Here is a 19,224-nt window from a genome sequence, read left to right as displayed (position 1 = left end):
CGATTTATATGTTACCAGTAGCGTTCATCCGCCGAGCCGTAAAGAGCCAGCACCCGGTCTGTGTCGTTCTTCTTCTTTGCCCGCAGGTAGGACACGGATATGTTCTTTCGGGTGTAGTAGTTCACGAGGTTGCGGTAGTTGAGCAGGCTTTTGTAGGCGTTGTTGATTACCGCCAGCCTTTCGGCATCCGTCAGCGACATACCCGTCACGTTCACTACATTCTTCAAGTCCTGCAACACGTCCGCACTTTCGGAGAGCAGCTTGGCATACCCGGCTGAAATGGCGGTGAGTTCATCCGGCGTGTAGTTCGGGTCAGCCAGCATGTTCTGGTAGTTTCGCACGTAGATTTCGGATATTTCCGCCACCAGTTCAATGGACTTCTTCACCTTGATGCCGCCCTTGACAACATCGTGTACCGCTTTGAGCGCATCGTAATAGACTTTTCCCTGCTGGAAAATCTTCTGCGCTTCCATGAAGCCGTCCAGCGTGTTTTTGGCTGTGGTGGAAGTCTGCACTATCTGCTTGGTGGTGTTGATGATGCCCTGTGCCAAATTGCCGGGGTCTGACACCACCCACTGTGCGGATGCGTTGCCGATGAAGCAAAGGCATACCGCCATAAGGAGAATTGTTCTTTTCATGTTCCTGATTTTTAAGTTGTTGATGATTGGGGATTACGTTTGCTTTCTGCAAGCCTCTTGATAGCCAGTTCAAGGTTGCCGCCCAGCTTGTCGGCAAGTGCGAACAGTTCCATTTTCTCGCTTTCCTCTGTCGTGAAGGTGTAATATTCTTCCAATGAAACTTCTGTGGCGTACACCGCCGACTGCGTGCCGCCCAGCGAGAAGAAAACTTCCTTGTACTTCCGTCCGGGGTGGTTCGCCATGTTGATAGACAATATCTGCGAACGCTCCTTGTCGGTCAGTCCCAAGAGGTTCTGTATGCTGTCAAACTTGTTGAGATATTTTCTTTGGTCTAACAGGATTTTGCAGTCCGAGTTATTGATGATACTCTCTTTCACGATAGGGGAAGAAATAATATCCTCAATCTCTTGCGTGACTACAATCGCTTCCCCGAAATATTTTCGGACGGTTTTGTAGAGGTAGCGGATATAGTCCGCCATGTTCGCCGATGCAATCGCTTTCCACGCTTCCTCGATTAGTATTAACTTCCTTATTCCCTTTAACTTGCGCATCTTGTTTATAAAGGCTTCCATGATGATGATAGTCGTTACCGGGAATAAAATCTTGTGGTCTTTGATGTTGTCCAACTCAAAGACAATGAAGCGTTTGTGCAACAAATCCAGTTCCTTGTCGGAGTTCAGCAGGTAGTCGTACTCACCGCCACGATAGTACGGTTCAAGCACGTTCAGGAAATTGTTTATGTCAAAATCCTTTTCCCTGACGTTCTTCTGTTCAAGCTGTCGGCGGTAATCATCCCGGACAAACTCGTAGAACGTGTTGAAGCAGGGCGTTACCGAACGGTCTTTGCCTGTCAGTTCGATATAGGCACTCACGGCGTTTGACAACGCCACTTCTTCCGACCGCTTCGGGGCTTCATCATCCCGCTTCCACAGGGTGAGTATAAGGGTCTTGATGCTCTCTTTCTTCTCTATGTCGAATACCCCGTCCTCGACATAGAACGGGTTGAACGCTATCGGGTTCTCGTTGGTGTAGGTGAAATAAATCCCGTCCTCGCCGTGCGTGCGGTTGTGGATAAGCTGGGACAGCCCCAAGTAACTGTTACCCGTATCTACCAGCAGCACGTGCGCCCCCTGCTCGTAATACTGACGCACCATGTGGTTGGTAAAGAAAGACTTACCCGACCCGCTCGGCCCAAGTATGAACTTGTTGCGGTTGGTCGTGATGCCTTTCTTCATGGGCAAATCCGATATGTCGATATGCAGCGGGCGACCGCTCACCCTGTCCACCATTTTGATGCCGAACGGCGAAAGCGAACTCTTGTAGTTCGTTTCTTCCACGAACAGGCAGAGAGCCTGCCCCAAGAACGTGTAGAAACTTTCCTCTGCGGGGAAGTCCGCTTCGTTTCCGGGTATGCCCGCCCAAAAGAGCGTGGGCGTATCGACCGTGTTGTGGCGTGGCTTGCACTCCATTAGCGCAAGCTGGCTTCCCACATCGTTGCGTATGCGTTTGAGTTCTTCCCGGTCGTCACTCCATGCCATGACGTTGCAGTGGCAGCGCACCGATACAAGCCCCTTGCTGTGCGCTTCGTTCAGGTACTCGTCTATCCATTCCTTGTTCACTTGGTTGGCACGGGAATAACGGGAGAGCGATTGCATGTTCCGGGCGGTCTGCTCGAAGTTCTTCAGGTTTTCGGCGTGGTCGTCTATGAAGATGAACTGGTTATAGACGTGGTTGCACGACAACAGCACGCCCACCGGGGCGGCGAATGACAGTCGGCAGTCGCTCCGGTCAGTGGACAGCTTCTCAAACCGTGTGTCCGTCCCGACCTTTCCGGGCAAATCTTCCACGTCCGAAAGCGTGTGCAGGCACAGTATGTCGTCCCCGACACGCATTTCTTCCGGGTACAGCCCGATGTCTTTCAGGCAGGTGGTATCTGTCTGCGATAGCGAGAAGTATTTCTCAATGATGCCCGCCTTTCCGTCCTGCCCGGTGATTTCCGATGCCGCCAGCCGGGTAAGGGTGACAAACCCGCTGTCGTTCATAATCCTTTCAAACTGCCCGACCGCTTCGATGAACTTTGCCGCCGCTTCCTTGTCGGCTATCTCCTGCGGTACAATCCTGCCCCGGCATAGGGTGGAGAAGTCGCTCTGTCGGCGGCTTCTCTCCCTTGTCGTCTTTGTCAGGAACAGGTAGCAGTAATGGTTCAGGAACGGGCGTTCATTGAAGTGCCGTTCAAAGGAGCGGCTTAAAAAACTAAGCTCGTCCCTTTCCGTGTCGGGCTGGTAGTTCTCCTTGATGAAGAAGTCCTGCTTGTGTACTATGGAGTAGTCGGGCAGCACCTTGATTGCCTTGTACCATGCCGAATGTATGGCTTCGTACTCGGCACTGGTGACGGTGAACAGTTCGGGCAGTTCCACCCTGAAAGCCACCGTTATGTCCGCATCCTTTGAAATGATGCAGCCGTTCTCCACCGCCAAAAGGGGGAATTTCCTTTCCAGCGTGGTAGCCTTTAACATATTTCTCATGGTCTTTCTTCCTTTCTTTTTTTGTAGGTGAATAATCGGGGTATCGCCTTTCGGCTGATAATGAAGCGTGGATGCCGTTTGCGTGCGGCGGCTTTCATCAGCCCGTGCGTGCCGTACTTGGCGTTGAGCCGGAACGTCTGCCACACGAGCAGCAGCGAAGCCGACACGATGAAACCGATACATAGCCACTGGTTCACGCCCGCCATGAACAGGACGATGAACACCACGAAGACGGCGAGCAAGCCGCCGCAAAAGATAAAGAGGTACTGGCTTTTCAGCCCCTTGAACTCCACGGGCTTCCCGATACCCCTGTTTACCTGATATTTTTCGGGCTTAGCCCTCAACAACTCGTCAGACATAGCCGCAGGTTTAGAGGAAGAACGAGCGCAGGATAGTGGCGGCTACAATCAGGAAGATGCACGCCCCGAACCAACTGGCGGCGGTCTTTGAGGTGTCGGGGTCGCCGCTTGAAAACTTGTTATATACTTTTACCCCGCCAATCAAGCCGCAGACCGCCCCGATTGCGTACACCAGTTTTGTTCCGGGGTCGAAATACCCGGTGATTAGGTTCGTGGCTTCGGTGATGCCCGCCTGCCCGTTTCCTTGTGCGTAGGCACTTACCACGGCGGCAAGTATAGCCGCCGACAAGAAGATTTTCTTTCTCATTGTGATTTGTTTTTAATGCCGGGCGGCGGGTGGATAGTCCGCCTTTCCCGGCTGGTGAATAATTTGAAATTTTAGTGGTCGGGGATAGTCCCGTTTGTCTGTTTGGTTTTCAGGTTGCCAATCAACCGTAATCACGCTGTTTCATGCTGTCAGGCTTATACATTATTATATTATAGGAAATCGTTCATGTCGAACGCTTCGTGTTCCTTGCTTTTATTGCCAGCTTCGGCAGGGACAGCAGCCGCAGCCAGTTCCGCTTCGTTGCGTCCCAGCAGTTCCGCCACCTTTGCCAGCCCGCCGTTGATGTTCTCCACCACCGCATCGTAGAGGTTCGTCCCCTCAATCCTTGCCAGTGTCCCGGCGGCTTGCCGCTGTTCCGTTTCGGTGGGGTTGTCGGCGTTCGCCGTGCGTACCGCTTCGCCCAGTTCGTCAAAGCTCACGCCCGTAGCCCGCCCGGTATCATCGTCACCGTCCATGTACCCGGCTATTTCCTCGTCCTCGTAGTCGGGTTCGTCATTCTCGTAACCGGGCGTTTCTTCCGGCAGTCCGTCAGCCTGCGGCGCAAAAATAGTATCATTTTCAGCCGCTTGCGGGAGGTGTCCCGATTTGTCCTGCGCTGTCTGAAATTGTCCGCTCTTGTATCGGCTTTCACCTATCAGCGTGTAGCCTGAAACCCCGTTTCGTGGAAGCGGCGCATCATCCGTTTTGCCCGGTGATGTCCGGCTGTCCGTGTAGCGATACCACAGCCACAGGGCGATGTAGTACACCAAAAGCCCGGTAAGTATGCAATAGATTACCATAGTCAGACAGGCTTTTGGAAGTGGCTTTCGTACAGGGTGTTTATCTCGTCTTGGTACTGCTCGAAGTGGCGCAGCAGAATGTTTTCCACGTAGCTGCTTACCGTCACCTTTCGCCCGCCTATCACCGTCACGATACGCATCAGCTTCTCATGCGTGGTTCGGCTCACGTACAAGGGCTGTCGGTCTGCCAGTTCCACTTTCTGAAAGTAGGTTTCCCGGTAGTCGCCCGAACCGCCCTTGCGCTTGCGGGGTGTCGGTTTCTCTACTTGCACTGTTTCAGCCTGCCGTCCCTCGTGGGCGGTTTCCGTTTCGCTGCCGGGCTGCGGTTCATCATCCGGCTGGCTCTCCCGCTTGGCGGGTACACCCTGCGAGATAAGTTCCCGCATAAAATCCTCGTCTATCTTCGGCATCCCGCCGCTTTGCTTTGCCATATCATTTTAATTTGATGTAGTACACTATTTCGGTTATCAGTTCTTCCAAGTTGCTTCCCCTTACCAACGGGCGGCTGGCGGGAAAGAGCGTGGAGCGGAACACCGCCTTTTTATCCGCCACCAGTTCCTTTTTGTAGCGTTTGGTATCGGGGATAAAGGTTTTCATCAGCGGCAGTTCCAGTTCCTTAATGGTCTTGTCGTAGGCGGTGTAAAGGTCTGTTTTCTCCCTACCGTCCACCATGTTCCAAAAGAGGTACAGCCCTGCAAGTCGGCAGGCTTCATTCTTCACTAATAGCTTTTGGATAGCCATTGCGAACGACAGGCTGCTTTCCAGCACCACCTTGTCGGCTGAAATGGGGGTGAAAATGTAGTCCATGCCCGCAAGGGAGTTTATCACGCCCTCGCTGTTCACCGTGCCGGGCAGGTCGAAAAACACTATATCCGGCACGTGTCCGGCGGCTATATATCCGTCAGCCGTTGCAATCGCCTTTTCGGGCGAACTGCACAGTACCGGGTAGGCTTTCTTCCCCAGCCGGGTGAACTGTTCATACGCCATGCGCTTGTAATCTTCATCCGCCCCGACCTGCTCGGCATCCCGCTTGCGCATCCCGGCAATGGAGTGCTGGGGGTAGTCGCAATCGACCACCGCCACATTGTAGCCTTTGAGGTAGTATAGGTAACTCGCCGCCAGCACGGTAAAGGTGGTTTTGCCGACCCCGCCCTTTTGTGTGGAAAAGGCGACATAAAGGGGTGTTTTCTCGTTTTCCATATTGCTTCCGTTCATTATTGGTTGATAGATTTGTTTATTGCTTTCAATCATTCTTTCCATATTGCAATCTTGAAATATTGAAAGACTGTTTTATTTCAATCTTGTTTTCCTGCTTTCATTCTTTCTTGAAATATTGAAATCCTGCAATCATGTTTTATTGAAATCCTGCTTTCAATCATTCTTTCCTGATTGGAATATTTCTTTCAATCTTGCTTTCAATATTGAAATCCGATGCAAAAAAAGGGAGAAAAAACGTCCCCTGAAAACCTTGTCCCGATTTGTCCTGCGCTGTCCCGTTTTGTCCACCAACCACCTATTTTACAGCATTATAAATCACCGTTACTTTGCAGCGGAGTAACGAACCGCAGGGGGCGCAGGTGTAAAACAGGGCTGGTGAATGGCTGGGCTTACCGTTCCACGCTAACCCCAATCCGTCCGTGACGGATTTCGATTTTCGTCAGAAAATAGCAAGGTGTGTTTTGTAGCATACAAAACCGTTTTCCGTGCCTGAAAACGCCTTGCCCCTTGCGGGGGTAAAAATCACTCCGAAGTCGTAATTTTTTAATCCAAAGAAGCATGGAAACAAGAAGAACCAACAAGGGCGGTCGCCCCGCCCTCGCAGACCCGGCGAAGCATCGCCATGTCCTTTACCTGAACGACCGGGAGAACGCCCGTTTCCTCTCGCAGTGGGAGCAGTCGGGCGTCACGAGCAAGTCCCGGTTCATCGCTGCCCGACTATTCGGCGAGCCGTTCCGGGTGGTGAAAGTGGATAAGTCGGCGGTCGAGTATTGCGCCCGGCTGACCGAATTTTACGCCCAGTTCAGAGCCGTGGCGGTCAATTATAACCAAGTTGTAAAGGCGTTGCATAGCAATTTTTCGGAGAAAAAGGCACTGGCTTTTCTCTATAAACTGGAAAAGGCGACCACTGAATTATCTATGTTAAACCGTCAGGTTATCGACCTGACAAACGAGTGCAAGGAACTATGGTTGCCAAAATAAGCACTGGCGGCAATATGTTCGGCGCACTGGCGTACAACCAAAACAAGGTGGACAGCGAGGAAGCAAAGGTGCTTTTTTCCAACAAAATGCTGTTGAGCGAGGACGGGAATTTCTCTATCGGCGAGTGTATGCGCAGCTTTGAAATGCAGATGCCCGTCCAGCTTTCCACCAAGAAGCCGATACTTCATATTTCCATAAACCCGCACCCGGAAGACGTGCTGACCGACCAGCAGCTTTCCGACATCGCACGGGAGTATATGCGGAAGTTGGGCTATGGCGACCAGCCTTATTTGGTGTACAAGCATACCGACATCGACCGCCACCATATCCACATCGTGGGGTTGCGGGTGGACGAGAACGGCAGACCGCTGAATGACAGGTTCGAGCATCGGCGCAGCAAGCAAATCACCCGTGAACTGGAAAAGAAATACGGGCTGCACCCGGCAGAGCGAAAGGAACGTGCCGAACGTCCGGAACTTAAAAAGGTGGACTATGCCGCCGGGGACGTGAAGCACCAAATCGGCAACACCGTGAAAGCGGCTTGTTACGGCTACCGCTTCCAGTCGTTCGGGGAATATAAGGCTTTGCTTGCCGCTTACAACGTGTGCGCCGAGGAAGTCAAAGGCGAGATAAACGGCAAGCCCTATCAGGGCATTGTCTATTCCGCCATGAACGACAAGGGCGAAAAGACAGGCAACCCGGTAAAGGCTTCCCGCATCGGCAAGTCGGTAGGTTATGAAGCGGTGCAGCGCAGAATGGAGAAATCGGGCGAAGCAATCAAGAACGGGAAATTGAAAGAACGCACCCGGAAGATTGTAGCCAATGCCATGCAGACCGCCCACAGCCGCAAGGAACTGGAACAGCAGCTAAGGAAGCGGGGCATTGACGTGGTATTCCGTCAGAACGACAGCGGGCGCATCTATGGCGTTACGTTCATCGACCATGACAGCCGGGTGGTGCTGAACGGTTCACGCTTGGGCAAGGAGTATTCGGCGAACGTGTTCAACGAACGTTTTTCGGGCGAAACCGGAAAGATACACCAGCCCGAAGTGGCAGCACCGCAGCAAGACCAGCCCACGCATCAGGAACAGCAGGGCTTCACGCCGAAAGCCGACATCGTTTCGGGCGTGGCTTCCGTGCTGGGTGCTTTCGGCGGTTTGCTGGGCGGCGGTGCATCAGGCGGTGACGAGCCGCAGGACACCGCCCGCCAAAAGAGAAAGAAGAAAAAGAAGCGCACAAGGCACATCGACTAACTTAAAAACATACAATTATGCAGCAAGAGGATGATTTGAGAGGGCTTGCAAGGGTCATGGACTTTATGCGGGCTGTCAGTATTCTATTCGTGGGAATAAACGTGTACTGGTTCTGTTACTCCACCCTGAAAGAATGGGGAGTGACCTTTGAAGTGATAGACAAGATACTGTGGAACTTCCAGCGCACCACCGGGCTGTTCTCGTCCGTTCTTTGGACAAAACTTTTTGCGGTGGTGTTCCTCGCCCTGTCGTGCATCGGCACTAAGGGCGTGAAAGAGGAAAAGATAACGTGGACGAAGATACATTGCAGCCTTGCGGCGGGTGTCGTGTTGTTTTTCCTGAACTGGTGGCTGCTGGAACTTCCGCTGCCACATACGGCGGATGCCGTGTTTTATATCGCCACGCTTTCGGTGGGCTATATCTGTATGCTCATGGCGGGTACGTGGATGTCCCGGTTGTTGAAAAACAACCTCATGGATGATGTCTTTAATACCGAGAACGAAAGTTTCCAGCAGGAAACAAGGCTTATCGAGAACGAGTATTCGGTAAATCTGCCTACCCGGTTCTACTATAAGAAGAAGTGGAACAATGGCTATATTAACGTTGTAAACGTTTTTCGTGCGAGCATCGTGTTAGGAACGCCGGGCAGCGGGAAGTCATACGCAGTAGTAAATAATTACATAAAACAGCAAATCGAGAAAGGTTTTGCGCTCTACCTGTATGATTATAAGTTTCCTGACCTTTCGGAAATCGCTTACAATCATTTACTTAACCACTTGGACGGCTACAAGGTTAAGCCGAAATTTTACGTTATCAATTTTGACGACCCACGCAAGAGCCACCGATGCAACCCGATAAATGCCAGCTTCATGTCGGACATTGCGGATGCCTACGAAGCAAGCTACACGATAATGCTTAACCTCAATCGAAGTTGGATAAGCAAGCAGGGCGATTTCTTCGTGGAAAGTCCGATTATCCTTTTGGCGGCTATAATTTGGTATCTCCGTATCTATCAAGGCGGTAAGTATTGCACGTTCCCCCATGCCATAGAACTGTTGAACAAGAAATACGCCGATGTATTCACCATTTTGCGCAGCTACCCCGAACTGGAAAATTACCTTTCCCCGTTCGTAGATGCTTGGGAATCGGACGCCCAAGAACAGTTGCAGGGGCAGATTGCCAGTGCGAAAATCCCGCTTTCAAGGATGATTTCACCCGCCCTTTACTGGGTTATGACAGGTGATGATTTTTCACTGGACATCAACAACCCGAAAGAGCCTAAAATCTTGGTTGTCGGCAACAATCCTGACCGCCAAAATATCTACTCGGCAGCATTGGGACTGTATAATTCCCGTATCGTGAAGCTGATAAACAAGAAAGGTCAGCTTAAAAGTTCGGTGATTATAGACGAGTTGCCAACGATTTATTTTCGTGGACTTGACAATTTGATTGCTACGGCACGAAGCAACAAGGTAGCGGTTCTGCTGGGCTTTCAGGATTACAGCCAGCTTACCCGTGACTACGGGGACAAGGAAAGCCGGGTAATCCAAAATACTGTGGGCAACGTGTTCAGCGGTCAGGTAGTCGGTGAAACGGCGAAAATCCTTTCCGAGCGTTTCGGAAAGGTGTTGCAGAAACGGCAGAGCATGACAATCAACCAACGGGAAAAATCCACCTCGATAAGCACCCAAATGGACAGCCTGATACCCGCCAGCAAAATATCCAACCTCACGCAAGGTATGTTCGTGGGGGCAATAGCGGACAATTTCGATGAACGGATAGAGCAGAAGATTTTCCACTGTGAAATCGTGGTGGACAATGAAAAGGTGAAGCGGGAAACCGCCCGTTACGTGAAGTTGCCGCAGATTATCGACTTCACCGACAAGGACGGCAACGACCGGATGCAGGAGGAGATACAAGCCAACTATGACCGCATCCGTCAGGAAGTCAGGCAGATAGTCGAGGACGAGATAACCCGGATTAAGAACGACCCGGAGTTATGCCACTTGATTAAGGAGGAAGAATAGCTATATATAATAATGTATGGAGTGAAGAACAGCCGATGTAGCTTTACGGTTGTTCTTCATTTTGCTTTTTGGTGCGGTAGGCTTCAAAACGCACTAATATTTCGTGCAGGTTCTTCAATGCTTCCACAGCCTTGCCTATCGGCGGCATCTTGCTTTTGTCGAAAGTCAGTTTCTTCAAATCGGTAGTGTACGCCGTAGCCACTTCGGGTAACGCCATGACCGCTTCGGCATCCTTGAATATCGGTGCATCAGCCAGCGACAAGTGCGAACGGGAGTTTTTATTTAGTCCGTCCTCTATCGTCACCCGGTACATGGCATCCAAGAAATCTTCCGAATGTAGGTAATCGTTATATTCCTGATTGTGGTAGAGTGCCGACAAGTCGTAAACGTCACGGATATGCTTTGCCAACAGTGCGGCTGCATCCTCATTGTAAGACAGCTTTACCAGCCTTGAAACCTTGTCGCAGATAGTCTTTCGGGGGTTGATACACTGCGTTTCAAAACTTTCCAGCCCGTAGGTGCTTATCAGTTCCTCTTGCCCGATGCTTTCAAGAAAGGCGGTCACAATCGGTTTGATAACCCGCTTGTCCGCCGGGTAGAACATCAGTTTTTTGTCCGGCAGGTCACAGGATTTTATCTCTACTTCCAAATGTTCTTTCAGTCCCACGCCTTGAAATACATTGTCATACGAGAAATACAGTTTACGGTAATTACCGCCCGTTTCCGACAAATCTTCCTTGTATATGTCACTATTGAGTTCGGCTATGTATTTGGAAAGTTTCTTGTTCAATGTCTTTTCTGCCTGCTTGGACGCACCTTTATCACCCGTGAACACGAACAAGTCCAAATCTTCCGAGAAACGTTCTATCAGCCCGTAGGCTTTGGAAAGTGAAGTTCCGCCTTTGAAGTAGGTCTTATCCGCATATTCGGACATGGAAATATCCCGCAGTATCTTCGATACCCAGTAATCCTTTTCCACGTGCGACTGCTCGTAGCCGAAATGGTCAGCCGCCAGTGCGATAATTTCCTTGAACGCTTCCTTGTCCGAATGTAAATTCATATTTCTGTCCTATGCTGTTTTATAATCCAAGTTGAACCGTGTCGTGGGAAGAATGGTCTTTGCCATTTCCGTTTGCAATACGGTTTGTCTGATGTCGCCCAGTATATCCGCCACCACCTTTCTGACACGTGGCGGGTAACTTTTCGCCAAAGATACGATTTTTTCCAGTTCCGGCAGGCTGTACCCGTTGAAATATTGGCTTTTGACCCGGTTGTAGATGTCCTGCCCGGTTGTTCCGGGTATGCGCTTCATGTCCTTTATCGCATCGAGCAGCCGCAAGTACGGGACAAGGCTTTCATCCGGATAGACCATGCAGTAGGCTTTCACGCACTCTATATCCAAGTTCTTGAAACGGAAACGGCGAACCGGGTTAGGAGTGGCTATCGTTATGGTTGTGGCTACCTGTTCGGTCAGCCCCATTTTGTTATAGATGTAAGCCCCCGTGATATAGCCGTTCAGTTTTTCAGTCAGGTAGCGGAACTGTTCATCCTGATAGACAGGCAGCTTTCCCAGCCCCAGCACTGATTTCTTGGGACGGTAGTACGCCCCCTTTTCAACCCGTACCAGTACCCCTTTGCGGCTCTGTTCGGAAAGTAGCACCGCAACATTGGCGGTCTTTTCCGTTTCAAACGACAAATCCCGGAACGTGAATATACGCCCGGTATCTATCCGTTCAATCTGCCCAAGTATCTCTTTCCTGAATGAAGCCATATTTATGTCCTTTGTTTCTATCTGCAAAGATAGTATATTATGTAATCACCTGCAAAAACATAACAAAGATTTTGCCGAAGATGTTTTCTTTTTGTCGTGTCACCTGATAATAGGAGAATAACGGAAACTCAATCAAAGGCTTGCCAAACGCTTCACAAATGGCTCACAAGTATAATGCGATTTTTGTAAAATGCTGATTATAAGCCGAAAACAATACTATACAAATGGCTCACAAATGGCTCGTCTAAAGCAAGCGATTAACTTCGGTCTGTACCCGTTTTAAATCTCCAACCAACAGTTGGAGATTTACCGCACCCGGATAATTTCAAGCTCCGCAGGACAAATTCGGGCATCCCTTGCCCCCGTTTTTAGTCGCTATCTGTAGACTGGACTATTATTATACCATTCAATAATCAAATCATTATCGTTATTATGGACATTTAAAGTGAAAAAGATATTCCTATAATGATTAAAGCAATAGATGCAAATATGTATCTATATCTTTTTGTAGAAAACATTGCTCCTATACAAGAGATAGATACAGCAAATTGTATACATTTTAAACTTAACTCTGTAGTCTTAAATATACACATAGACAAAAAAGATAATGCCAAAACAAATAGTATAGCATTCAATATATATTTCAGTTTCATATTCCTTTGATTTACATTGACCTTATTAGCAGTAGCATATAAATTGCTCATCCTAACCCAATAACCAATCCTATACAAAAGAACAAGGTGAATCTCTTTTCCTTGTGTTTCAGCCCATAGACCAGCCCGATAATAGCACATAAAGGAATATTAGATGAATCTGCATTTTTTCCTTTATTTACAAGGTATTTATGACTTTCTTTGCTCAATTTGCAAATCTCACGGTTCTCATTGTTCTGTTGTAGCATACATTTATGCAACTTAATGTTCCCATGATTCAGTTTAATCTATTTTCTCTAATTCAATTGTAGCTACTTTCTCTTTATCTGGACTAATTTCATTCTGTATAATGGTTATATGTTTTTGGGTATAGCTTTTGATAATCCAAGGGGCTCCACCCAAATATAAAGCATTGCTATTAAATGTGATATATTTCCCTTCTATTGTATAAGTAATATCAATTTCATCGTAACCTTCCCAATTTACTTTCCCTTTCCGAGTATCTACAAATTGCATACCGACCCCCATATTTTGTACTGTCCAAGCCTCACAATGCCCTGTTCCACGCCATGAAGTCTGATAAAGTGCTTCGGGGGTTAATTCATTTGTCTGTTCATTATCATCGTCGCAGCTTATAAAGCTGAATGTACAGAGGAATAGCATAAGTATTCCAAGAATTTCTTTTGTTTTCATATTCTTTTTTTTAATCCCTTGTTTAACTCATTCAATCTTTATTTTGTCTCTTCGTTGAACCAACCAAAGATAAGACAAAGATAAAAAGAAGAATTCTTTGGCAGATTAAGATACTCTTGGAATATTGTTATGAATGTAAATTTCTAAACCTATGTTTATTTTTTGTTGTCAAAACTTTGCTTGCGTCTGATTCGGCTCATGTGTATGGGTGTAATTTTAAGGTAGGATGCTATTTCTTTTAGTGATACCATTTGAAGGATTGCAGGGCATTTTTTTAAAAGTTGGAGGTAACGCTCTTCCGGTGTGAATCTGAATAAATCCAAATAACGTGAATATGATTGGAAAAACATCTGTTCGGCTGCGATACGGGCTATCCGTTGGTTTTCATTATTTTCCTTGAATTTTTGCTGTAAGAATGTAGAAGAACAGATGTAAATCTCGCACGGGATTATCGCCTGTATATTCAATTCTGATTTCATGCCATATAAGCAAGTGGGATAATCGGCTATAAATTCATTTGGAAAGGAAAAACCGACATTATACGGCTTGTTTTCTGTCCGGTTGGTGCAACTGTATTTGACTACGCCTGATAAGATAAACCCGAAGAAAGAACAGGCATCACCTTCATGGAGAATAAACTCATTCTTTTTATAATGTCGTAACTCTCCATGTTTCAGACACAACTCCTTGAAGAAGTCTATGTCTATGTTACTCATATATGAATTGAATTCGGCTATCATTTGTATATAAAAGAAATGTATAAAAAATATCTGAATTTCCATGTTTGGAGTTTAGTCTGTTTTTTGTCTATATATCCAAACCGTACTAAACTTTTTTCTGTTGACTGCAAGATATAAGTACTGGCGAAAAGAGTAAGAATAAAAGGTATTTCTTTTTGACAGTATTACTTTTAATAATTTGAGGAGGAAATAATACTCTAAGTAAAGGCTTATTCTACCGTCCGAGAGCTTATTTTGCTCCAGCTTGGGGTTTTCTTTCGTTTTATTTTCTAACATTGCCATTGTTTAGAGGTTTTATCTCGATTTAGGTGCCGTAACCGGGTAATTACACTAAATAGTTGATTTTCTTTTGTTTTTTGCGGATGCAAAGGTACAAAAGAAAATGATATTTCAAAGTGTACTGAATAACAGAAAATGGCAAAAATAGAGAAAAACAGAAAATATTCAAATGACTGATAATAAGAAAGATGAATTATTTTTATTCTATAATCTCCATGTCTTGTATCGGCATTGGCATTGGGTGGTAAAGAAGCAATAGATAACATCCATATTCTAAAAACTATTCCCTACATAGAAATGTCACTCCAATCTATCGGGGATTTGAAACGAGTGCAATAACAGATTACTAACGAAGCGCGATGACGCTTAAACAGTGTTCCCCGCTAATCCATTAAAGGGTTCACATATGGTTCATACTCGAATGATTTTCTTTTGCAAAATATGCAAATTACTTGAGTTTTAGCTATTTCAAAAAACGACCAAAGGGTTCACAAAGGGTTCATCGAAAGAGAGTGAAATCATTCACTCTCTTTTTTTATGCCCTTTTCAATTCTGCAACCAATGGTTGCGGAATTTCATCCCACCCGGACAAATCGGGACACCGCAGGACAAATTCGGACAGCCCTTGCCGCCCGTCCAAATATAGCATATTTAGTCGCTACCTTTGGGCGGGACTATTCCCGTAACCGCTAAAATTTCAATTATTTATGGCAAACAGAATGACCCCGCCCGCAGAGGGGCAGGAAAAAGACGTGCTGCTGGTCTTGGATAAACAGCAGGGAAAGGTGAGTGCCGTTAAGGGTATTGACAAGGAGGGCAATTTGCAGACCGTACCGCCAACACACGGTGGCGAGTTCATGCAGGTGGACAAGAACAGCGATGTGTTCAGCAACTTCATTTCCAACTTCTACCGCAAGTATCAGGACACTTCCGGGCTGGAACTGTTCAGCGTCAAGGCTTCCGAAGCGGAGCGGGACGCAAAGGCAATCGAGGAAAACCACCGCAACCCTACACCGGAGGGCGACAAGCGGGCTGAAATGCTTCGAGTTCCGAAGCCCGACTTCCACGAGTTCAAGCAGGGTTACCGCTTCGACCCGGCAAAAATCGACTGGGAGAACCTGAAAAAAGTCGGCATCACCGCCGACACCCTGAAAAACACGAAGGACTTCGACCGGGTGATGCGTGGCTACAAGTCCCGAAATACCTACACCGTTTCGGGGACGGTGGGCGGCTTCTACCTCAAACCTACCGATGTCAAGCTCTCTTTCTATCAGGCAAAGGACGGCACGGTAGTACCCAAGCTGCACGGCGTGCAGCAGGACGAAAAGCTGTTGCAACGCCCGTTCCATGAACACGGGTTCACCAAGCAGGAACAGGGCAACTTGCAAGGCACTGGCAACTTGGGCGGCATCGCTGAAATCAAAGACCCGAAAAGCGGCGAGCAAATCCCCGTGTTTGTCAGCCGGGACAGGTACACGCACGAACTGGAATACATGCGGGCTGACAAATGGAAATGCCCCGATACAATCTGTAACGTGCAAGTCAGCCCGGAACAGAAAGCCGCCTTTGAAGCCGGGCAAGCGGTGAAAATGGAAAACCTGCAATTCAGGGACGGCACGAAGCGCAGTGCCTATTTGCAGGTCAGTGCGGTGGAGCGTGGCTTGGAGTTCCTGCCCCGTGCCGCCGTCCAGTTCTTGCAGCAGGGGCAGCAGCCCGCAGAACAGCAGGTAGCCGGGCTAAAGGACGGCAAGGGCGTTGAGTTCAACGGTCATGTACAGCCCGGCGCACAGGGCAAATCCCACGACAAGGTGCAGCCGAAAGACGTTACCCCCGCCGCCGAGAACCGGACGCAGGTAGCGGTCAATTCCGGGGGCAAGACCAACGAAGCCACCAAGCAGGGCAAAGAGCCGTTGAAACAGGGTCAGGACAAGCCCACCCCCAAGCAGAAAGAGAAGCAGGAGAAAGCGCAGGACAAGAGCCTGAAAGCTGACAAGCCCAAGAAGTCCAGAGGAATGAAAATGTAATATCCACCATTAAAAAGTAAAGAATTATGATTGCATTGATAGCAGAAAAGCCCAGCGTGGCAAAGGACATCGCCCGCATCATCGGTGCGACCGGGCGTAATGACGGTTATCTTTCCGGCAACGGGTATATGGTGACATGGGCGTTCGGCCACTTAATCCAGCTTGCCATGCCGGAAGCCTACGGCGTGGCGAACTTCCGCAGGGAGAGCCTGCCCATACTGCCGCCCGATTTCCAGCTAATCCCCCGTCAGGTGAAAGCGGAGAAAGGGTACAAGGCAGACCCCGGCGTGCTGAAACAGTTGAAAGTGATAAAGGAAGTGTTCGACCAGTGCGACCGGATTATTGTCGCCACCGATGCCGGGCGTGAGGGTGAGTTAATCTTCCGCTATATCTTCCATTACCTGAACTGCCGGAAACCATTTGTGCGCCTGTGGATAAGCAGCCTTACCGACAAGGCAATCCGTGAGGGGCTGGATAACTTGCAGCCGGGAGAGCGTTACGATAACCTTTACCTCTCTGCCAAGTCCCGCAGCGAAGCGGACTGGCTGATAGGGATAAACGCCACCCAAGCGTTGAGCGTAGCTGCCGGGCAGGGGGTGTTCTCGCTGGGCAGGGTACAGACACCCACGCTCGTGATGATATGCGGCCGCTATTTGGAGAACAGGAATTTCGTACCCGCCAAGTTTTGGCAACTCAAAGCGGTGACCGCCAGCGGGGGAATAAATTTTACCGCCCAATCGACCGCCAAGTGGGAACAGCAGCCCGAAGCCATAGCCGCCCTGCAACGGGTAAAGGATGCCGGGCAACTTGTGGTTAAATCCGTTGAGAGGAAAGAAGCCTGCCAAGAACCGCCGCTTTTGTACGACCTTACCACGCTGCAAAAGGAAGCGAACACGAAGCTGAACTTCTCGGCTGACAAGACGCTTTCCATAGCGCAAAGCCTGTATGAAAAGAAAGTGATGTCCTATCCCCGAACCGGAAGCCGCTATATCCCGGAGGACGTTTTCGATGAAATGCCGGAACGTGTCGCCCTGCTGGGGCAATACTCCCGCTTTGCCGGGTATGCCGCCGGGCTGGACGGCACACCCCTGAACCGCCGCAGCGTGAATGACGGCAAAGTGACCGACCACCACGCCTTAATCATTACCGAGAACCTGCCCGGCGAACTTTCCAAAGACGAGCGGGCGGTTTACGAGCTGGTAGCCGGGCGTATGCTGGAAGCCTTTTCGGGCAAGTGCGTGAAAGACGTTACCACCGCCTTGCTGTCAGGGGGAGATACCGACTTTACGGTGAAAGGGTCTGTGATGAAAGAAGCCGGGTGGCGTGCCGTGTTCGGCGAGCCGGAAACGGGCGGGGATGAAGAAGCCGCCAGCCTGCCGCCACTCCAAGAGGGAGAATATTTGCCACTCTCCGGCGTGGATCTGCTCGAAAAGCAGACCAAGCCGAAACCGCTGCACACGGAAAGCAGCCTGTTGGCGGCAATGGAGAACGCAGGCAGGGAACTGGAAGATGCCGAACTGAAAGCCAGCCTGAAAGATGTCGGGATAGGCACGCCCGCCACCCGTGCGGCGATTATCGAAACGCTGTTCGCCCGCCAGTACATCGTGCGTGAGAAGAAGAACCTTGTGCCTACCGACAAGGGGCTTGCCGTTTATGGGATTGTCAAGGACAAGAAGATTGCCGATGTCGAAATGACGGGCATGTGGGAAACCGCCCTTGCCAAGATAGAAGCGGGCAGCATGGATGCCGACACGTTCCGAAAGGGCATCGAGGTGTACGCAACGCAAATCACCGCAGAACTGCTATCGGTGCAGCTATCTGTCGCTACTGGTGAAACCTGCCCCTGCCCGAAATGCGGCAGCGGGCGCATCCTGTTCTACCCGAAAGTGGCGAAGTGTTCCAACGTGGACTGCACGCTTACCATATTCCGCAACAAGTGCGACAAGCAGCTTTCCGACAAGCAGATTGTCGAGCTGGTGACTAAACGCAAGACCGGGCTAATCAAGGGCTTCAAGGGCAAGAACGGCAAGGCTTTCGATGCTTCGCTGGTACTGGACGAGCAGTTCAATGTCGGTTTTTCATTCCCCGAAAAGAAAGCGAAACCGAAGAAATAGCCTATCTTTGCCGCTGAAATTTCATTGTGATAGGTTTTACAGCTTATAATAATTGAAATTTTAGTGGTTGCGCCCGGAGGGAAACCGGGCGCATTTTTTATATGTTCCCGCCAAACAGGTAGGTCGAACAGACCACCCCGTTATCCAGCACCCTGCTTTCCGAGAGCTTCCACAGCGAGCCGGATGTTTCCCCGACAAAACCGATGCCTTTGCCCGCCATGACCGGGACGGTGTAGATTGTCAGGCTGTCCAGCAGTCCGGCTTTAATCAATGAAGTAAGCAGCTTGCCGCCACCCACCACCAGCATGTCGGTTTCCTGTTTCAGTTCATAGACCCTTTGCAGCGGTTCTTCGGTCAGGAACTCCACCCCGCAGTCCGGTGTAACGTTGGTGTCGTAGTGTGACACCACAAAAGACCGTTTGCTTTTGTGCGGCCACCCGCCCCAGTGTTCAAAGATGTAGTTGTAGGTGTTCGCCCCCATAAGCAGGCAGCTTGCGGCGGCGTGTTCCCTTGCCGCCAGTTCCTTGACCTCACGGGGCATCCAGTCCAGTTCATAGTCCGGCGTGGCGGTATGCCCGTCCAGCGATACGGCGATGTGCGCTTTGATTTGTTCCATATTGTCAGGTATTAAAGTGATATAAATCCCTACTGTCTTGGCACGTTAGCCGCAACCCCAAAAAAGAAAGCGTGGCATGACGCTGTTTCAAAGTAGAGGTACTGGCATACCCAAATGTGGAAACAGTGCAGCCACGCTATGACAAACGCATAGCATATCCTGCGCTGAATATCCCCACATTTTGAAAAGTGCCAGTTTTCTACTTTGGGACGTTCGGCGAACGTAT

At 49.4% G+C, this 19,224-nt stretch carries 18 protein-coding genes; 5 read left to right on the top strand and 13 right to left on the bottom strand.

Annotated elements, in window-relative coordinates; genetic code table 11:
* Positions 1–11: 11 nt before the first annotated feature.
* The 7 genes from CZ225_RS17260 to CZ225_RS17230 all read right to left on the bottom strand — a co-directional run bounded on the left by CZ225_RS17260 (position 12) and on the right by CZ225_RS17230 (position 5,844).
* Complete coding sequence (locus tag CZ225_RS17260) at positions 12–638, bottom strand: DUF4141 domain-containing protein (protein ID WP_007566703.1); 627 nt, start codon at positions 636–638, stop codon at positions 12–14.
* Positions 639–649: 11 nt separating this feature from the next.
* Positions 650–3,163 (bottom strand): TraG family conjugative transposon ATPase, encoded by a 2,514-nt coding sequence (locus CZ225_RS17255; protein WP_007566701.1) that lies wholly within the window; start codon positions 3,161–3,163, stop codon positions 650–652.
* Positions 3,160–3,522, bottom strand: a complete 363-nt coding sequence (locus CZ225_RS17250; protein ID WP_007566699.1) for a DUF4133 domain-containing protein — start codon at positions 3,520–3,522, stop codon at positions 3,160–3,162. Before CZ225_RS17250 ends, CZ225_RS17255 begins: the two co-directional genes overlap by 4 nt.
* A gap of 10 nt (positions 3,523–3,532) precedes the next feature.
* Entirely contained in the window at positions 3,533–3,829 is a 297-nt protein-coding gene (locus CZ225_RS17245) for a DUF4134 domain-containing protein (RefSeq protein WP_004308755.1), read from the bottom strand.
* Between the two features lie 170 nt (positions 3,830–3,999).
* Positions 4,000–4,629, bottom strand: a complete 630-nt coding sequence (locus CZ225_RS17240) for a hypothetical protein (protein WP_007478186.1) — start codon at positions 4,627–4,629, stop codon at positions 4,000–4,002.
* Positions 4,630–4,631: 2 nt separating this feature from the next.
* Positions 4,632–5,060 carry a DUF3408 domain-containing protein gene (locus CZ225_RS17235; RefSeq protein ID WP_007478184.1) on the bottom strand — a complete coding sequence of 143 codons (429 nt, stop codon included), beginning with the start codon at positions 5,058–5,060 and terminating at the stop codon, positions 4,632–4,634.
* 1 nt (position 5,061) lies between these two features.
* On the bottom strand, positions 5,062–5,844 hold the full coding sequence (locus CZ225_RS17230; RefSeq protein ID WP_028728951.1) for a ParA family protein: 783 nt from the start codon (positions 5,842–5,844) through the stop codon (positions 5,062–5,064).
* Positions 5,845–6,405: 561 nt separating this feature from the next.
* Between CZ225_RS17230 and mobA the strand changes: the two genes are divergently transcribed.
* The 3 genes from mobA to mobC are packed head-to-tail and all read left to right on the top strand — an operon-like array spanning position 6,406 to position 10,108.
* On the top strand, positions 6,406–6,828 hold the full coding sequence (mobA, locus tag CZ225_RS17225) for a conjugal transfer protein MobA (RefSeq protein WP_032535946.1): 423 nt from the start codon (positions 6,406–6,408) through the stop codon (positions 6,826–6,828).
* Positions 6,813–8,081 (top strand): conjugal transfer protein MobB, encoded by a 1,269-nt coding sequence (gene mobB, locus CZ225_RS17220; RefSeq protein ID WP_080714515.1) that lies wholly within the window; start codon positions 6,813–6,815, stop codon positions 8,079–8,081. The genes mobA and mobB overlap by 16 nt, the downstream gene beginning before the upstream one ends.
* Positions 8,082–8,098: 17 nt before the next feature.
* Complete coding sequence (mobC, locus tag CZ225_RS17215; RefSeq protein ID WP_032535948.1) at positions 8,099–10,108, top strand: conjugal transfer protein MobC; 2,010 nt, start codon at positions 8,099–8,101, stop codon at positions 10,106–10,108.
* A 43-nt stretch (positions 10,109–10,151) separates the two neighbouring features.
* Here mobC and CZ225_RS17210 read toward each other — a convergent pair whose 3' ends face one another.
* The 5 genes from CZ225_RS17210 to CZ225_RS17185 all read right to left on the bottom strand — a co-directional run bounded on the left by CZ225_RS17210 (position 10,152) and on the right by CZ225_RS17185 (position 14,007).
* Positions 10,152–11,168: a nucleotidyl transferase AbiEii/AbiGii toxin family protein gene (locus CZ225_RS17210; protein WP_004309977.1), complete on the bottom strand. Its 1,017-nt coding sequence runs from the start codon at positions 11,166–11,168 to the stop codon at positions 10,152–10,154.
* A 9-nt stretch (positions 11,169–11,177) separates the two neighbouring features.
* The gene (locus CZ225_RS17205) at positions 11,178–11,879 is read right to left on the bottom strand and encodes a DUF6088 family protein (protein WP_004309978.1); all 702 of its coding nucleotides are present in this window, start codon (positions 11,877–11,879) and stop codon (positions 11,178–11,180) included.
* A gap of 700 nt (positions 11,880–12,579) precedes the next feature.
* Positions 12,580–12,780 (bottom strand): hypothetical protein, encoded by a 201-nt coding sequence (locus tag CZ225_RS17195; RefSeq protein WP_007478170.1) that lies wholly within the window; start codon positions 12,778–12,780, stop codon positions 12,580–12,582.
* A 34-nt stretch (positions 12,781–12,814) separates the two neighbouring features.
* On the bottom strand, positions 12,815–13,225 hold the full coding sequence (locus CZ225_RS17190; RefSeq protein WP_004309979.1) for a hypothetical protein: 411 nt from the start codon (positions 13,223–13,225) through the stop codon (positions 12,815–12,817).
* 155 nt (positions 13,226–13,380) lie between these two features.
* A complete protein-coding gene (locus CZ225_RS17185; protein WP_077154777.1) occupies positions 13,381–14,007 on the bottom strand; it encodes a Crp/Fnr family transcriptional regulator in 627 nt (208 codons plus the stop codon).
* Between the two features lie 944 nt (positions 14,008–14,951).
* Between CZ225_RS17185 and CZ225_RS17165 the strand changes: the two genes are divergently transcribed.
* Positions 14,952–16,268, top strand: coding sequence for a DUF3945 domain-containing protein (locus CZ225_RS17165; RefSeq protein WP_007482643.1), 1,317 nt, complete (start codon positions 14,952–14,954; stop codon positions 16,266–16,268).
* A 26-nt stretch (positions 16,269–16,294) separates the two neighbouring features.
* Positions 16,295–18,382 carry a type IA DNA topoisomerase gene (topB, locus tag CZ225_RS17160; protein ID WP_032588335.1) on the top strand — a complete coding sequence of 696 codons (2,088 nt, stop codon included), beginning with the start codon at positions 16,295–16,297 and terminating at the stop codon, positions 18,380–18,382.
* 97 nt (positions 18,383–18,479) lie between these two features.
* On the opposite strand, the gene CZ225_RS17155 is transcribed toward topB, so the two are convergent.
* On the bottom strand, positions 18,480–18,998 hold the full coding sequence (locus tag CZ225_RS17155; RefSeq protein WP_004326099.1) for a dihydrofolate reductase family protein: 519 nt from the start codon (positions 18,996–18,998) through the stop codon (positions 18,480–18,482).
* Positions 18,999–19,224 lie beyond the last annotated feature (226 nt).

The sequence above is a fragment of the Bacteroides bouchesdurhonensis genome (genome assembly GCF_900155865.1).
Lineage (GTDB): Bacteria > Bacteroidota > Bacteroidia > Bacteroidales > Bacteroidaceae > Bacteroides > Bacteroides bouchesdurhonensis.
The sequence above is the reverse complement of the archived record's forward strand: the minus strand, read 5'-3'. Positions and strand labels throughout refer to the sequence as shown.

What these genes read in the sequence shown, in the direction of transcription:
- CZ225_RS17260 (WP_007566703.1), bottom strand. Translation starts at nt 638, where the DNA reads ATGAAAAGAACAATTCTCCTTATGGCGGTATGCCTTTGCTTCATCGGC.
- CZ225_RS17255 (WP_007566701.1), bottom strand. Translation starts at nt 3,163, where the DNA reads ATGAGAAATATGTTAAAGGCTACCACGCTGGAAAGGAAATTCCCCCTT.
- mobB (WP_080714515.1), top strand. Translation starts at nt 6,813, where the DNA reads ATGGTTGCCAAAATAAGCACTGGCGGCAATATGTTCGGCGCACTGGCG.
- CZ225_RS17245 (WP_004308755.1), bottom strand. Translation starts at nt 3,829, where the DNA reads ATGAGAAAGAAAATCTTCTTGTCGGCGGCTATACTTGCCGCCGTGGTA.
- mobC (WP_032535948.1), top strand. Translation starts at nt 8,099, where the DNA reads ATGCAGCAAGAGGATGATTTGAGAGGGCTTGCAAGGGTCATGGACTTT.
- CZ225_RS17240 (WP_007478186.1), bottom strand. Translation starts at nt 4,629, where the DNA reads ATGGTAATCTATTGCATACTTACCGGGCTTTTGGTGTACTACATCGCC.
- CZ225_RS17190 (WP_004309979.1), bottom strand. Translation starts at nt 13,225, where the DNA reads ATGAAAACAAAAGAAATTCTTGGAATACTTATGCTATTCCTCTGTACA.
- topB (WP_032588335.1), top strand. Translation starts at nt 16,295, where the DNA reads ATGATTGCATTGATAGCAGAAAAGCCCAGCGTGGCAAAGGACATCGCC.
- CZ225_RS17205 (WP_004309978.1), bottom strand. Translation starts at nt 11,879, where the DNA reads ATGGCTTCATTCAGGAAAGAGATACTTGGGCAGATTGAACGGATAGAT.
- CZ225_RS17185 (WP_077154777.1), bottom strand. Translation starts at nt 14,007, where the DNA reads ATGGAAATTCAGATATTTTTTATACATTTCTTTTATATACAAATGATA.
- CZ225_RS17210 (WP_004309977.1), bottom strand. Translation starts at nt 11,168, where the DNA reads ATGAATTTACATTCGGACAAGGAAGCGTTCAAGGAAATTATCGCACTG.
- CZ225_RS17165 (WP_007482643.1), top strand. Translation starts at nt 14,952, where the DNA reads ATGGCAAACAGAATGACCCCGCCCGCAGAGGGGCAGGAAAAAGACGTG.
- CZ225_RS17155 (WP_004326099.1), bottom strand. Translation starts at nt 18,998, where the DNA reads ATGGAACAAATCAAAGCGCACATCGCCGTATCGCTGGACGGGCATACC.
- CZ225_RS17230 (WP_028728951.1), bottom strand. Translation starts at nt 5,844, where the DNA reads ATGAACGGAAGCAATATGGAAAACGAGAAAACACCCCTTTATGTCGCC.
- CZ225_RS17235 (WP_007478184.1), bottom strand. Translation starts at nt 5,060, where the DNA reads ATGGCAAAGCAAAGCGGCGGGATGCCGAAGATAGACGAGGATTTTATG.
- mobA (WP_032535946.1), top strand. Translation starts at nt 6,406, where the DNA reads ATGGAAACAAGAAGAACCAACAAGGGCGGTCGCCCCGCCCTCGCAGAC.
- CZ225_RS17195 (WP_007478170.1), bottom strand. Translation starts at nt 12,780, where the DNA reads ATGCTACAACAGAACAATGAGAACCGTGAGATTTGCAAATTGAGCAAA.
- CZ225_RS17250 (WP_007566699.1), bottom strand. Translation starts at nt 3,522, where the DNA reads ATGTCTGACGAGTTGTTGAGGGCTAAGCCCGAAAAATATCAGGTAAAC.